The following is a 13,197-nucleotide window of genomic DNA, read 5'->3' on the forward strand; positions in this document are numbered from 1 at the left end:
TTTTCTATTGATGTTTTTTTATATATTTGGAAAAAATAGTACTCAACAACAGTTGAGCATATCTACCCAAAATTTGTTATATAAGCTCAACTAGAAGAGTAAAAACTGAGTATAAAACAAGTTGTGCGTAATTTTAAGAAACATCAGAATAAATATGAACTTATATTTTAAAAATGTATAAAGAATTAAAAGAAATTGTTGACAATTGTGCTAATTGGTTTGAAGCAATTGGATTTTTATTAGCAATTTTCACTGCTGTTAAAGTATTTATAATAGATCAAAGTATTTTTGAATTTAATAAAAAGCATTTGTTTCAAGTCAGAAGTGAAGAACATATTAGTAGACTAAAAGAAATCGCTAGTAAAATGGTTTTGCATCTTTCAAATTTTACAGATGAAAAAATGCAGTTACGCGAGCAGTTAAAAAAATCTGAAGAAATAGCTAAAAGCATAAAGAAAAAAGTAATTAAAAAAGATGCCGAAACACTCCAGAAAATTATAAACGAAGCAAAAAAAGTCCAAAAACTTCCCGATTCAATTTATAACTTACCCACTTTAAAAAAAATATACCATAAAATTATTAATACAGAGGAATTTAGTGAAGCAATTGCCGGACAATATTATATAAAATTAACTGGTTTAATTACTTATTTAGAAGAACTTAAAAAAGATAATGATAACTCCTTGATACTATGATAAACGAAAATAAAATATCAGTTTTTATATTAGAACTGATAAAGAAAACTATGCAAGACAAAATTGTTTGGGAGACTATTAAACCTCAAACAATTGACGCAACCTACGACGAAAATATTGTAAATTTTATTTATAACACTAAAATTGGAGACAAGTATTTTTGGCTATATAAATACAAAGCAAAATATTTCAGAGATGAATATGATTGGGATTGGACCGAAAAAATTAAGTTTGAAATGATTGACGAAACATATAATTCTCTTTACGAGTTTCCTTATGATTATTCATTGGTAGACTTATATAATGCAATTCGTGAAAAAACTTCAGGAATTTCAGAATTGCTAGACGATCTTTTAAGTATATAAACTACGCCTAAACAGCCACTACAACGGATTTGAGCAATAGGCTTAATGGAAAGATGGTTTTCTATCAGAAAGATTTGGTAAAGCCGAAAATAGGGCTTAGTTTAATCCCAAACTCGCTGTAGAGCCTAGATGTTTAGGCACAATTAAATGGGAAACACTCAAAATTGAATTTATTATGAAAATTAAATTGTCTAGCGAAATATTAAATAATGGACTGAATTTTTCAATGGAATTTGGAGAAAATTGGTTGGTTGAGATTAACAATAGACTTTCAAAAAAACATCCTGAATTAAGTAAATCTGAATTAGATAATTGTGAGAAAATTTGCAGGAAAATAAATAAGATTTCTCACGATTATGTGAGTAAAAACCCTGTGAAAGAAGGAAACGAAATTTTATTTATCGAATCTTCAAAATTCAAGAATTTTATTAAAAACAAGTATGACTGGATTACTGATGATAATTTAAATAACCTTTACAGTCAAAGTTGTTATTACGCATTAAGATAATTAACTTTAAATTTCCGATCGTGCAAACTTTTGTAATTACGAAAAACAAATGTGTATCGTCAGGATTCTCCTTAACTTAATAACATTCTGCTCGTACTAGCCATTATTAAACAATGATTACGAACTTCCAATCCTCTAAAAGTAGCAAAACATTATCCAAAATTTCACAAAACCAACCAAAAAACAAATCACAGCAACAAATAAATTTACTCTAAACAAAACGCTCCTATACAAGAAATGAAAAAAATTATATTTAAGTTTTGGTTCATAAATATTTTGATAAGTATTGCGATATTCGTTGCGTATAGAGTAGTAATTGCCGAAACAAATCACGATTCTGGAATTTTTTTTGAATCATTATTACATTTTTTAGATGTAATATTAAACTTAGCTTATTCATTGGTGTACCTTATTGCAATGTTTTTTTGTTCGCTGCTACTTTTTCTAAATCTGATCGAAAAAATTAGAACTAATCTTTACTTATCATTCTTTACGTTTTCAGGCATACCGTTATTTTTTGTCATCTTAATAGTTTCTAACGTGTTAATAAACAATCTTTTAAATGTAAGTAGCTTATTCAGAAACTTTGTGATTTTCTCGGTTATTTATCTGGTTTTTACAACTTTAGAATTTTTATTATTTAGAAAAATAGTAATCCAAGCACAGCTAAATAAATAAAACTCCACGTTCAAGATTTATCCCCAGGCTGGCGCGAGTATAAATAAAGATAACGGCTAGTGCGAGTTTCTAACTCGTACCCACAAAAATTGGCAATTTAGTAGAGAAATACGAATTAAGATTCCCCGGATCGCGCCGACTTACCACAATCGTTAGTGCAGATATTTATCTGTGCCCACAAAGAATAGATATAACGCAAATAAGATAAAGAGATGTTTTTTTTTATTTCAAAAAATAATATATGACTTTTTCCATATATGTTTGTTAGCTATTATTAACGAAAAACCTGAAAAATGAATATAGAAATTAATGATTTTATTAATGATACCTCTCATTCAACAATTGTTGATTTACTTGTAGATTTCAATAGAAAAAAAACTAATAATATCCATTTAGAATATAGTAACAAACCTCTTGAAATAATATTAAGAACTCTAGAAAACGAAATTATTGGTGGCATTTATGGAAAATCTATCTGGAATACAATGGAAATAAAAACTTTCATTATTAAAGAAGAATACCGTAATAAAGGTTTTGGAAATAGACTAATGGAAGAAGTTGAAAATGAAGCAAGAAAAAGAAAATGTGACTATATAAGTTTAGATACGTTCTCATTTCAAGCTCCTGAATTTTATAAAAAACTAGGATTTCAACAAGTTGGCGTAGAAACAGACTTTCCAAAAAGTTATAACAAATACTATTTCAGAAAACAAATATGTTACCCAATAGATCCTCAGTTAGCTCCAACAGACAAAGTCTAGTGCGAGTTTCTAACTCGTACCCACAAAAATTGGCAATTTAGTAGAGAAATACGAATGAAGATTCTTCCTTCGTCAGAATGACAAGTTTGAGGAAGTAGAGGATGTATAAGGCGGCGTTATTTGATTTCTTAAAAAGAAGTTTTCAACTCATAGTAACCCCAGTTTTATCTTTCCTAATAATTTAAATTCAATTGATAAATAGGCAAATCTTTAAGGAATTACCACACCTGTAAGGTTTTTAAAACCTTACAGGTGTTTTTTGATGAGTATAAAAGGATTGGTATTTTTACTTTTTTACTTCCTTTTCACTACATACTGCTCTTCCCAATCCATGGTTCTAATGGCTGACATGCGGTTGCTAGTATCCATATAAACGCGCAGTTCTTTATTAGCCACTTTTTTACTGTATAAAGCTTTGTATCGGTATACGATGGTTTGATCATCAGTTAATTGATAAACTTCGGTTAGTTTTAGATCTACAAAATCACCATAATATTGACGGTAACGACTACAAATTTTAGAAATGGCTTCGATGGTAATGTTGTTGATAACACTTTGAGTGGCTTCAGTAGTGTTATATGGTTTAAATTTAGACGTATTACAGGTGTTTAGTAGCCGAACACCTAAATCATATGCTTTTTGCTTTTGAGAACCCACTACAGTGTTTAAATTAAGTTTTGTGAAAGGAGTCGCTGGTTTTTCTTCTAAAACATCTTCGGCTTCTTGCGTTGTTTGTTCTGTTATAGGTAAAGTAGTAGTGACTATTTTTTTAGATTTACAACTAATAAATAGGGAAACGGAGAGGATAAAAATGATTTTTTTCATACAAGTATGCTTAAATTATCTGTTTAGTTTGGTATAAGACAATACTTTGTCCCAAAAAATGTGCCATTATTAAAAGTAGAAAATTCAATCCGATTTACGACTGAAAGTTTTTTTTGACAACTTAAATATAACTAAATTTTGGATTTTATATTGTTATTTTAAATCAGAAAGTATTTTAATTCAACACATTATTGTATAGAAAAGCACATTAAAACTCAGTATTGGGAAGTAGTAAATTGATATTTTTTTATTGATGAGAGAATCAATGGATTGATTCAATATTAAGATTTATCTTTGTTTTCTAAACTGAAGCGTTATGAGTGAGATAGAATTTCCTAAAAAAGCACTATTTATGTGCAACGGAAGTAAATGTGGGAAACATAAAGATCTAAAGAAATATTTCAAAAAAGTCATTAAAGAACAAGGCTTGAAAAACGAAGTGGAGATTTTTAAAATGGAATGTAGTGACCGTTGTAAATGTGCGCCCATCCTTTACGATCAATTTGCAAATCAATGGCACGAAAAAGTAAATTTAAGCCAGGCAGAAAAAATTATCAATAAAATGAAGTCATAAAAAAACTCTTATTTTTTCAAACAAGAGTTTTCAAATATGTTGGAGCTTTAGTTAAATTGTAGCTCCTAGTTTTGCTATTTCTTTGTCTAATTCAAATTTTCCTGAAGGAGCATTTTCATCGATTAGATCAAAAAGTTCAAGGGCACGTCTAGCGTTTTTCTCTTCTTCTCTTTGTTCTCTTACGTACCACATCATAAATTCTTCAGTAGCATAGTCATTTTCAGCACGACATTTTGCAACAATCTTATTAATCGCATGGGTTACCGCAATTTCATTTTGTAAGGCAATTTCGAATACCTCTTTTAAGGAACGAAATTCTTGTTGTACTTCACCAACAGTAGGGGTGATAGCAATACCACCAAGTTCCGTAATGTATTTGAATATTTTCAAAAAGTGTTCACGTTCTTCTTCTGATTGTGCGTATAAATAATCAGCAGTATTTGCATATCCATTGCGGTCTAACCAAGAGGCCATAGCCAAATATTTGTTAGATGCATCACTTTCTATTTTTGCCTGTATGTTTAAAAGTTTTTCTATTCCCTCGTGAAGTGAAGAGTTTGTTCTCAATAAATCTTTCATTTTTCTTCAAATTTTTAGTTACACTCAAATTTACGGAATAAATCCTACTATTGAGCAATAACTCCAAAATTTGAATTCAATCTAAATAAAAGAAGTACAATTTTAGGGAGTAAAAATGGTGTTAAACCATAACGTCACTCAATACTTCATTAAGCATTGAATAAAGAACTAATGTGAATTTGGTTCCATTTAATAATTCTCGAAGTTGGATGATTTCGCAAATAGTAAGTTTTCTTGAAAAATTAGTCTTAGTATTTTCAATCAATTTAAAGTCGCAAGAATCCGATAAATCATAAATCATATCAAGAATGGCAACGCTATTTACTTTTCTTTGAAAAACTAAAAAATCACGAACGCTATATTTAACAATAGTATCACTAAAGTTGATGACAATGGTATTTGTCGTATCACATTGATAACTATATCCTTTTGAGGTTTCAAATAAAAATTCTTGACTAAAATGAATTTGAGACATGTGCCTAAGTGTATTAAATAGAGTGCGAATTTAATAACTTATTTTCTAATCTACAAATTATTTGTATTTAATCTAAATAAAGATGTTGCTTTTGTTTTTAGGGTATCACCTTGAAGATAAGCTTTGTTGGCCCATATAATGTATTAGTCAAACAATGCTTTTAGTTCAGTAGCTTCGTTAGGCTTCATTTTTCCAGCGAGTAATAAACTCAATTGTTTTCGTCTTAAAGCACTTTCATAACGTTGTTTCTCAATATCTGTTTCGGGAACAATTGGCGGGACAATTACAGGTTTTCCGTATTGATCTACGGCTACAAAAGTGTAAATAGCCTCATTTGCTTTTGATTTAACTCCAGAAACTCTATCCTCGACCCAAACATCAATATAAACTTCCATCGAACTATTAAAAGCCCTAGAAACTTTGGCTTCAATTGTGACCACACTGCCTAACAAAATAGGCTTTGTAAAAGCTACATGATTAACGGAGGCGGTTACGGCAATGTTTCTAGAATGCCGTTGTGCCGAAATACTGGCTGCTCTATCCATCCGAGACAATAATTCGCCTCCAAATAAATTGTTTATATGATTCGTCTCACTAGGTAAAACCAAATCAGTTAATACCGTTAAAGATTCTGAGGGAGTTTTTGAATTCATTTATATTTAGTGTTATTACTATTGATTTTTGAATTTGCCATTTATTATTCTAATTCAACCAATACACAGCCATAACCGCAGGTATAAAGTAGATGACAATAGTGCGAGCGCCATCATAATCTTTAGCGAGTCGTTGTCCGAATAACATCATAATCAATGTAATTGATGAAAAGACTGCACCATAAAACCCAAATAAGCGTCCGTTGTTAATAAACAATTGAATGCATCCTACAAAACATAAAACAGTTGAAATTAATTCCATTATTACCAAATGGATTAAGGCTATTTTTACATGTTTTTTTAAACGAGTTTCTGCAAAATGTTCTTTCAACCAAATAAGATTTTCTTCCCAATAAAATAGTTTTTCATAACTAGACTGCAAAAAAGTAATTCCAAAGAATATCAAAATTAAGATAGAAGCTACGTTGTTCATAATGGTTATTTTTTATGGATAAGACGGGTTAGTTTTATAGATAAATCGGTTAAAATTATTTTAGCATTTCCGTTGCGCTCCACATGATACATGGCTTCGGATATTTCGTTGTATATATCTTGAATATTGTTACCATTGACAAATGGTGCAAAATTCTCTAATTTGAATTTGGGTACTTTTGGCTCAAAATAAACTAAAACGTTAGCTTCATAGTTTAGCATTAAGGCTTGACGAAAGATTTCAATACAAAACTCGAGGAATTTTTTTTGACTTTCTCGTCCTAGTGCTGCAATCTTCTCACTCCAAAGTATTAATTCTTGTATGGCTGAAGCATCTTTTTTGGCTTTGAAAGCAGCTCTAACCCAGGTTACAAACCATTCTTCAAAAGGAAATTCATCACTATTCTCATGGACTAAATGCAAGGCTTTGTTATAGTTTCCTTGAGCCTGATGGGCTATTTTTTGTGCTTGTTTTAAATCAATATTTTCTCGATCGACTAAAGCATCTGCAATGACAGCTTGACTTAAACCATTAAAATGCAAGATCTGACAACGAGAACGAATCGTTTGGATAATATCCTCTTCGTTTTCGCTTATTAAAATAAAAATGGTTTTCTCAGGTGGTTCTTCCAGTAATTTCAACAATTTATTCGAAGCTGAAATATTGAGTTTGTCAGCCATCCATACAATCATTATTTTATGTCCTCCTTCATAGGATTTCAATGATAAGGATTTTAGAATTTCCTGCGCATCATCGACCCTGATTTCGCCTTGTTTATTTTCAACACCCAATACAGCATACCAGTCAAACAATCCTCCATAGGGCTGTTGTAAAATAAATTCCCTCCAATCAGTAATGAAATCAATGCTTTTAGGATTTTTTTTAACTTCAGTTGTAGTTACTGTAGGGTAAGCAAAATGCAAATCAGGATGCGCTATTCTATCAAATTTAAGATTGCAGGCAGTATTTTCACCAGTGTTCTCACCATTTTGATTGTTACACAAAATGTATTGTGCATAGGCAATAGCCATGGGCAAAGTCCCACTTCCTTCTGGCCCAACAAACAATTGTGCATGTGGAATACGACCTAAACTAGCGCTTTGCGTCAGGTGATTTTTGATATGTTCCTGTCCTAAAATTTTTGAAAATAGCATAAAGCAAAGATAGAAGAAAATGATTCAGTCAAAAATTTTGAATTACAAAGTTTTTTTCTAAAAATATTATTTAAAAAAAAACAGTAAATGACTATTTTTCTATTTTGGATTATAACAGAATTATAAATTTTTTATATCAGTGGAGGAATTCTTCTAAATAGGGTTGCTAATTTTAATGTTTTTTTTAAATGGGTGGATTGGCAGTTTTGGTTATTTTTACACTATTTATTAACAATCGTTATTTTGTATGGGTTAACAAGAGTTTTTAAGTAAAAAAACCATTGTTTATAATGTAAATTTATCTGATTATGCTTTATTTTTTATCGGCAAAATACGATTTTAACACATCTATTGCTGAAAAAAACTCCCACAGGGTAGTGCTAGTTTACTTTTATTGTATATTTTTGTTATTATTATAAAAACTGAAAACCATTATTATGAAAGGGAAAATTATTTTTTTTAGTCTATTTTTTTTATTAACTATCACAGGTACAGCGTTTGCTCAAGATAAAAAGGCTCCTAGTATTATAAGTTCAACTGCATCTATAAGAAAATATCACAACTTAAAGGAGTTGCAAGAAATGAAAAAAGGACAACTTTTAGATTTATATATAGAACGAATAAATGTTCTTGTAAAAATATTGCCTTATATTGCTTTAGTTACAAAACCAGGGGTTACTTTAGTAGATTTAGGAATACCTAATGATTCTGATAATGTAAAATCATTAGCACAACAAGTTCAAGGTACTGCTGATTTTCTTGAAATTACGGTAAATTTTCAAAGAAGAATGGTTCCTTATTCAGATACTAGAAACTTAATTGCATCTATTTTATTTTATGAAAGCACAATGAAATCATTACACGAATTTGAATTGTAAATTTAAAGAATACAGGATTACATAAATTATAAAAAAATAACTCAATATATTCTATAATTATTCAGAAGTATTGTAGTTTATAATATTAATCACTTAACATATTATCAAATGAAAAATGCCACACAAATCGCTTGTATTTTCCTTATGTTAGTTTTTACTGTCAATGCACAGCAAGAAAAAGGAATAACCGGATCCAGCAATTGGTTAAATAACTGGACAGAATTTAAGCCTAATAAGGCAACTTACGGACAAGCTGATCAAATATTAGTTGGTACTATTTCGCAAGACACAAAATTATTTAAAAAGAACACTTATGTTTTACAAGGAAGTGTTTACGTTACTAATAATGCTACCCTTACTATTGAACCAGGAACGGTTATAGTAGGTGATTACGATTCATGCGGTTCACTTATTATAACTAAAGGTGCAAAGATTAGAGCGCAAGGACAATTGACTGATCCTATTGTTTTTACTTCTGCTAAGAGTTTTAAAAAAGCAGGAGATTGGGGAGGTCTTGTTATTTTAGGTGATGCGCCAATAAATAAATTTGGTAATAGTGCTTCAGTGAGTTATGGTCTAGATCACACTTTAACTACTTATGGAGGAGAGAATGTTGGTAGTGATTCAGGTGTATTAAAATATGTTAGAATAGAATTTGCTGGAAAAAAAGTAAAAGGAGATGACAACTTCAATGCTTTAATGTTAGCTGGTGTTGGTAACAAAACCATACTAGAAAATGTTATGGTCAGTTATGCTGCTGGAAATTCATTTGAAATAAATGGAGGAGATTTGGAAATAAATAAAATGATTTCTTTTAAATCAAGAAGAGATGATTTTAAATTTAATTATGGAACACAATGTAAAATAATGAACTCTTTAGTAATTCGTGATTCTTATTTAACAAGTGGTTTAGGTTCAAGATGTATTGATATTCTTTCATATGATAAAAAAGAAGGAATTGATTTTACAAAAAAACAAACATCTGTTTTTGCTGTGAATTTAACATTAGCAAATACTAGTGAAAATCTAAATGCTGATATTCAATCAGGTTTGGTTAAAGAAGCGGTTTATGTTGGTGAAGATGCTTCTCTTAATTTTGTAAGAAGCGTTATTTCTGGATTTAACCCTGCAGTGTTATTGAGTGAAAAAATTCAAATTAATGGAGCTAATCTAAAAAAGATTAAATTTAAAGAGATGTATTTTAATTACTGTAAAGGAAATATTTTTACAGAAAATAATACAAATAATGAAGATTTGGAAAATTGGTATGGTAACAGTTCATTTGCCAATGTATATTCTCAAAGTGATAATAAAGAAACATTTATTGATTTCTTAAGTGATAAGCCTGATTTTAGATTAAAGATTTCAAATATAACCGCTTCAGCAAATCCTTAATAGTTTAATGATGTATAATTTTTGTCAGGAAAAATAATTTTGCTTATTTATGCAAAGAAAATTATTTTAACTGACATTTTTTTGTACTTTAAATATCTAAATAAACTGTGTTTATATGCCTATTTTTTTTTAGAATAAATAATAAAATGCATGAAATTTATTTGATACTTTTTCTTACATTTGCACCGAAAATAAATATTTAATAACGAACTAATCTTAGATGATTTAATTGTTTCCAACAATAATTAATTAAGATGAAATGGATGATTTTTTAAGATTTGTGATCTTTTGATTTTATTTGTTTTATTGAGCTCCATATTGGATTATGAAAGACAGAATTACTATTAATTTAAAGAATATTTTATTAACGAGTTTGATTTTTTTGTCATTCGTGTCTTTATCTGCTCAGTCTATAATTCCTAAAGCGTTGCCTTTTTCTCAAATTTGTGCAGGCAGTTCTTATAATAAATTTGAGGTTCCATTTAAAATTGATGGTTTTGCAGCTGGTACCACATTTGTAGTCGAGCTTTCTGATAATACAGGAAGTTTTTTAAATCCGGTAACCACCACTGTATTACCTAATGATCCATCTATAGTAGATACCGCTACTGATAAAACAATTACTTTTGCAATACCTACAACAATAATAGGTTCAGAAACCTATAGTCTGAGGGTGAAGAGCTCCACAGGAGTTGCAAGTGGTAATTTTTATAGTTCCGGAAAACAACAGTTTCCAGTCTATTATAAAATTCAAGATTCAGAATTCACAATCAATAATTTTGTCCCTACCATCACTTATTGCCCAGGAGGCAGTTGTCTATTGACGATTGATAATCCAGGAACAGGAACTAATGACTCTCCATTGAAATATCCTTCATTAACATATAGATGGTATAAGGATGCTAGTTTAGTACCTATTGCCAACACTCCTACTTTAACGGTAAATCAACCAGGTAAATATTATGTAGTTACTAATTATGGAAGTTGTTCTTCCTACTCTTATTCAAATAGAGTTACTGCAAGCGAATCCTCTTCAGGATCTGTTGTTAGTATCACTTCAAGTAATGGTAATCCTTTTTGTTCCAGCGAAGACTCAACAACATTAACAACGGTTATAGGTAATAGTTATCAATGGTATAAAGATAATACTGCAATTTCTGGAGCCAATAGTCAAACCTATGTTACTAATCAAGCAGGTGAGTATGCTGTATCTGTTAGTTTTGGAAGTTGTGTATCCACGGGTGCCATTAATTTATTAGATAATCAAATTGATGCTACTATTAATATTCCTGATGTAAATACAATTTTGGCAGATGAAATTTTAGTAGTTACTACTACCACCAATGCTGTAAATCCTGAATATAAATGGTATTTAAATGGTGCTATTATTCCTGATGCAATAGAAAGTAATTATAATGTATCTACTAAAGGAAGCTATAAAGTGGTTATCACACAAACCTCAGGTTGTAATGCCACTAAAGAATTTTTATTTAGAGTTAATTCATCAATTGATTCGAATGTTACTGAAATTCCTAATTTAATCACACCTAATGGTGATGGTATTAATGATACTTGGGTTTTGCCAAAAGAATATATTTCAGGAACAAAGACTGAAATAATACTAATTAGTTCTTTAGGTGATATCGTATTTCAAACAAATGATTATCAAAATAATTGGCCTGAAAATCAATTGGATTTCAAAAATGTAATCCCTGTTTATTATTATATCATTACAACACAAGATAATAAAGTTAAAAAAGGTTCAATAACGGTACATAAGTGATATGAAGAAAAGTTTACTTTTTTTAATTTTTTTTTCCAGTTTATTTCAAGCAACTCATTCTCAAGATCAACAGGATGGGGTTGTTTCGTTTATGCTTCCAATTAGAAATTCTTTAAAATTCAACAGGTATCTTATCAATCCTACTTTTAGTTTTGTAAGAGAGCAAACAACCTATGTCAGTTTTTATAATAAAACACAATGGACACAATTTGATAATGCACCCCAAACCTATATATTTGGTTATTCTGGTAGATTTGCTGAAAATACAGGAGTGGCAATAGGCTTGTTTCAACAAAATTATGGTGTTTATACTACTTTTGGTGCTATAACCAATTTTGCTCAAAATGTTATGCTTGAAGAGGATTCTAACTTGACTTTTGGTCTAAATGTTGGTTTTTACAAAAGCGGATTGAATAATGGAAAGATTATTACTAATGAGTCTGATCCTTCATTAGAATCGATACCTTCAAACACTTTACTTACTATAAACCCAGGAATAAATTATGGAACAGATTTTTTAGATTTTGGTCTTTCCGTAAACAATCTAATCTTATACAATTTTAATAATTCTAAAATTGTTGAAGAGGATCCTGAAAAAAGTATTGAAGCCCATATGATGTATACGGGATATGTGGATTCTTATGGTTTTTTTGATAAAAGTAAATTTTCTACTTTAATTAAATCGGAGTTTAAAAAGGACAAAACCATTATTTCAGGTTTAGCAATGTTTGCTATTCCAAGTGGAGTATGGGCTCAAGCAGGATACAATTCCGTATTTGGAATGTCTGCTGGTCTAGGCATGAATGTTACCTCTAGAATTTCACTGGAATATAATTATGAAAGAGGGTTAGGGAATTTATTAAATTTTGGAGCTTCTCATGAATTTGTATTGGCATATAAATTTAAAAATAAATCATATTATTATGCTGAGGAAGATGAAGAAGGGGCGATCATTACTCCTAATGAAAGAAGATATGTCACTACAAAGTCCAAAAATGTTGCTGCTTCAACTCCAATATTAAATGCACAGCAAAAGAAAGAAAACAGAGAGGCTTTAGTTGCTGAAAAAGAACAAATAAGATTACAAAAAATAAAAGAACTTGCAGAAGTTAAAGCAAATGCTATTGCTAAAGCAAATGGAAATACTGACGCACTAGCTCAAGCAAAATTAGCAGCTGATGCCAAAGCAAAAGCAGATGCGTTAGCCCAAGCAAAGTTAGCTGAAGAAGCAAAATTAAAAGCGGATGCACTGGCCCAAGCAAAATTAGCTGAAGAAGCAAAATTAAAAGCAGATGCATTAGCCCAAGCAAAATTAGCAGCTGATGCCAAAGCAAAAGCAGATGCGTTAGCCCAAGCAAAGTTAGCTGAAGAGGCAAAATTAAAAGCAGATGCATTAGCTCAAGCAAAATTAGCAGCTGATGCCAAAGCAAAAGCAGATGCA

Annotated in this window: 15 protein-coding genes; 9 read left to right on the top strand and 6 right to left on the bottom strand. The window is 30.2% G+C overall.

Going from position 1 to position 13,197, the window contains the following annotated elements; all coding sequences use genetic code 11:
- Positions 1–173 precede the first annotated feature (173 nt).
- The 4 genes from WBQ70_RS09485 (at position 174) to WBQ70_RS09500 (ending at position 3,007) form a co-directional block, all read left to right on the top strand.
- Positions 174–695 carry a hypothetical protein gene (locus WBQ70_RS09485; RefSeq protein ID WP_423913350.1) on the top strand — a complete coding sequence of 174 codons (522 nt, stop codon included), beginning with the start codon at positions 174–176 and terminating at the stop codon, positions 693–695.
- 50 nt (positions 696–745) lie between these two features.
- Positions 746–1,060, top strand: a complete 315-nt coding sequence (locus tag WBQ70_RS09490; protein ID WP_423913352.1) for a hypothetical protein — start codon at positions 746–748, stop codon at positions 1,058–1,060.
- 175 nt (positions 1,061–1,235) lie between these two features.
- On the top strand, positions 1,236–1,568 hold the full coding sequence (locus WBQ70_RS09495) for a hypothetical protein (RefSeq protein ID WP_423913355.1): 333 nt from the start codon (positions 1,236–1,238) through the stop codon (positions 1,566–1,568).
- A gap of 971 nt (positions 1,569–2,539) precedes the next feature.
- Complete coding sequence (locus WBQ70_RS09500; protein WP_423913357.1) at positions 2,540–3,007, top strand: GNAT family N-acetyltransferase; 468 nt, start codon at positions 2,540–2,542, stop codon at positions 3,005–3,007.
- A 294-nt stretch (positions 3,008–3,301) separates the two neighbouring features.
- Here WBQ70_RS09500 and WBQ70_RS09505 read toward each other — a convergent pair whose 3' ends face one another.
- Positions 3,302–3,832, bottom strand: a complete 531-nt coding sequence (locus WBQ70_RS09505; protein WP_423913359.1) for a hypothetical protein — start codon at positions 3,830–3,832, stop codon at positions 3,302–3,304.
- 316 nt (positions 3,833–4,148) lie between these two features.
- Between WBQ70_RS09505 and WBQ70_RS09510 the strand changes: the two genes are divergently transcribed.
- The gene (locus tag WBQ70_RS09510) at positions 4,149–4,406 is read left to right on the top strand and encodes a (2Fe-2S) ferredoxin domain-containing protein (protein WP_423913362.1); all 258 of its coding nucleotides are present in this window, start codon (positions 4,149–4,151) and stop codon (positions 4,404–4,406) included.
- Between the two features lie 51 nt (positions 4,407–4,457).
- Here the strand turns inward: WBQ70_RS09510 and WBQ70_RS09515 are convergent, their stop codons facing one another.
- The 5 genes from WBQ70_RS09515 to WBQ70_RS09535 form a co-directional block, all read right to left on the bottom strand.
- Positions 4,458–4,985 carry a ferritin gene (locus tag WBQ70_RS09515; protein ID WP_423913364.1) on the bottom strand — a complete coding sequence of 176 codons (528 nt, stop codon included), beginning with the start codon at positions 4,983–4,985 and terminating at the stop codon, positions 4,458–4,460.
- 121 nt (positions 4,986–5,106) lie between these two features.
- Positions 5,107–5,460, bottom strand: coding sequence for a hypothetical protein (locus WBQ70_RS09520; protein ID WP_423913367.1), 354 nt, complete (start codon positions 5,458–5,460; stop codon positions 5,107–5,109).
- Between the two features lie 143 nt (positions 5,461–5,603).
- The gene (locus tag WBQ70_RS09525) at positions 5,604–6,113 is read right to left on the bottom strand and encodes an acyl-CoA thioesterase (protein ID WP_423913369.1); all 510 of its coding nucleotides are present in this window, start codon (positions 6,111–6,113) and stop codon (positions 5,604–5,606) included.
- 49 nt (positions 6,114–6,162) lie between these two features.
- Positions 6,163–6,546 (bottom strand): DoxX family protein, encoded by a 384-nt coding sequence (locus WBQ70_RS09530; protein ID WP_423913372.1) that lies wholly within the window; start codon positions 6,544–6,546, stop codon positions 6,163–6,165.
- 5 nt (positions 6,547–6,551) lie between these two features.
- Positions 6,552–7,700: an ATP-binding protein gene (locus tag WBQ70_RS09535; RefSeq protein ID WP_423913375.1), complete on the bottom strand. Its 1,149-nt coding sequence runs from the start codon at positions 7,698–7,700 to the stop codon at positions 6,552–6,554.
- Positions 7,701–8,137: 437 nt separating this feature from the next.
- Here WBQ70_RS09535 and WBQ70_RS09540 point away from each other — a divergent pair, with 437 nt between their 5' ends.
- The 4 genes from WBQ70_RS09540 to WBQ70_RS09555 form a co-directional block, all read left to right on the top strand.
- Positions 8,138–8,578, top strand: a complete 441-nt coding sequence (locus WBQ70_RS09540; protein ID WP_423913378.1) for a hypothetical protein — start codon at positions 8,138–8,140, stop codon at positions 8,576–8,578.
- Positions 8,579–8,686: 108 nt separating this feature from the next.
- Positions 8,687–9,973, top strand: coding sequence for a hypothetical protein (locus tag WBQ70_RS09545; RefSeq protein ID WP_423913381.1), 1,287 nt, complete (start codon positions 8,687–8,689; stop codon positions 9,971–9,973).
- Between the two features lie 325 nt (positions 9,974–10,298).
- Entirely contained in the window at positions 10,299–11,756 is a 1,458-nt protein-coding gene (locus WBQ70_RS09550) for a gliding motility-associated C-terminal domain-containing protein (RefSeq protein WP_423913383.1), read from the top strand.
- Position 11,757: 1 nt separating this feature from the next.
- The coding region (locus WBQ70_RS09555; RefSeq protein WP_423913385.1) for a PorP/SprF family type IX secretion system membrane protein at positions 11,758–13,197 on the top strand (1,440 nt) is incomplete at its 3' end.

The organism is Flavobacterium sp. (assembly GCF_049590715.1).
In the GTDB taxonomy this organism is placed as follows: Bacteria; Bacteroidota; Bacteroidia; order Flavobacteriales; family Flavobacteriaceae; genus Flavobacterium.

What these genes read in the sequence shown, in the direction of transcription:
- WBQ70_RS09520 (WP_423913367.1), bottom strand. Translation starts at nt 5,460, where the DNA reads ATGTCTCAAATTCATTTTAGTCAAGAATTTTTATTTGAAACCTCAAAA.
- WBQ70_RS09535 (WP_423913375.1), bottom strand. Translation starts at nt 7,700, where the DNA reads ATGCTATTTTCAAAAATTTTAGGACAGGAACATATCAAAAATCACCTG.
- WBQ70_RS09515 (WP_423913364.1), bottom strand. Translation starts at nt 4,985, where the DNA reads ATGAAAGATTTATTGAGAACAAACTCTTCACTTCACGAGGGAATAGAA.
- WBQ70_RS09505 (WP_423913359.1), bottom strand. Translation starts at nt 3,832, where the DNA reads ATGAAAAAAATCATTTTTATCCTCTCCGTTTCCCTATTTATTAGTTGT.
- WBQ70_RS09545 (WP_423913381.1), top strand. Translation starts at nt 8,687, where the DNA reads ATGAAAAATGCCACACAAATCGCTTGTATTTTCCTTATGTTAGTTTTT.
- WBQ70_RS09525 (WP_423913369.1), bottom strand. Translation starts at nt 6,113, where the DNA reads ATGAATTCAAAAACTCCCTCAGAATCTTTAACGGTATTAACTGATTTG.
- WBQ70_RS09490 (WP_423913352.1), top strand. Translation starts at nt 746, where the DNA reads ATGCAAGACAAAATTGTTTGGGAGACTATTAAACCTCAAACAATTGAC.
- WBQ70_RS09530 (WP_423913372.1), bottom strand. Translation starts at nt 6,546, where the DNA reads ATGAACAACGTAGCTTCTATCTTAATTTTGATATTCTTTGGAATTACT.
- WBQ70_RS09550 (WP_423913383.1), top strand. Translation starts at nt 10,299, where the DNA reads ATGAAAGACAGAATTACTATTAATTTAAAGAATATTTTATTAACGAGT.
- WBQ70_RS09500 (WP_423913357.1), top strand. Translation starts at nt 2,540, where the DNA reads ATGAATATAGAAATTAATGATTTTATTAATGATACCTCTCATTCAACA.
- WBQ70_RS09495 (WP_423913355.1), top strand. Translation starts at nt 1,236, where the DNA reads ATGAAAATTAAATTGTCTAGCGAAATATTAAATAATGGACTGAATTTT.
- WBQ70_RS09510 (WP_423913362.1), top strand. Translation starts at nt 4,149, where the DNA reads ATGAGTGAGATAGAATTTCCTAAAAAAGCACTATTTATGTGCAACGGA.
- WBQ70_RS09485 (WP_423913350.1), top strand. Translation starts at nt 174, where the DNA reads ATGTATAAAGAATTAAAAGAAATTGTTGACAATTGTGCTAATTGGTTT.
- WBQ70_RS09540 (WP_423913378.1), top strand. Translation starts at nt 8,138, where the DNA reads ATGAAAGGGAAAATTATTTTTTTTAGTCTATTTTTTTTATTAACTATC.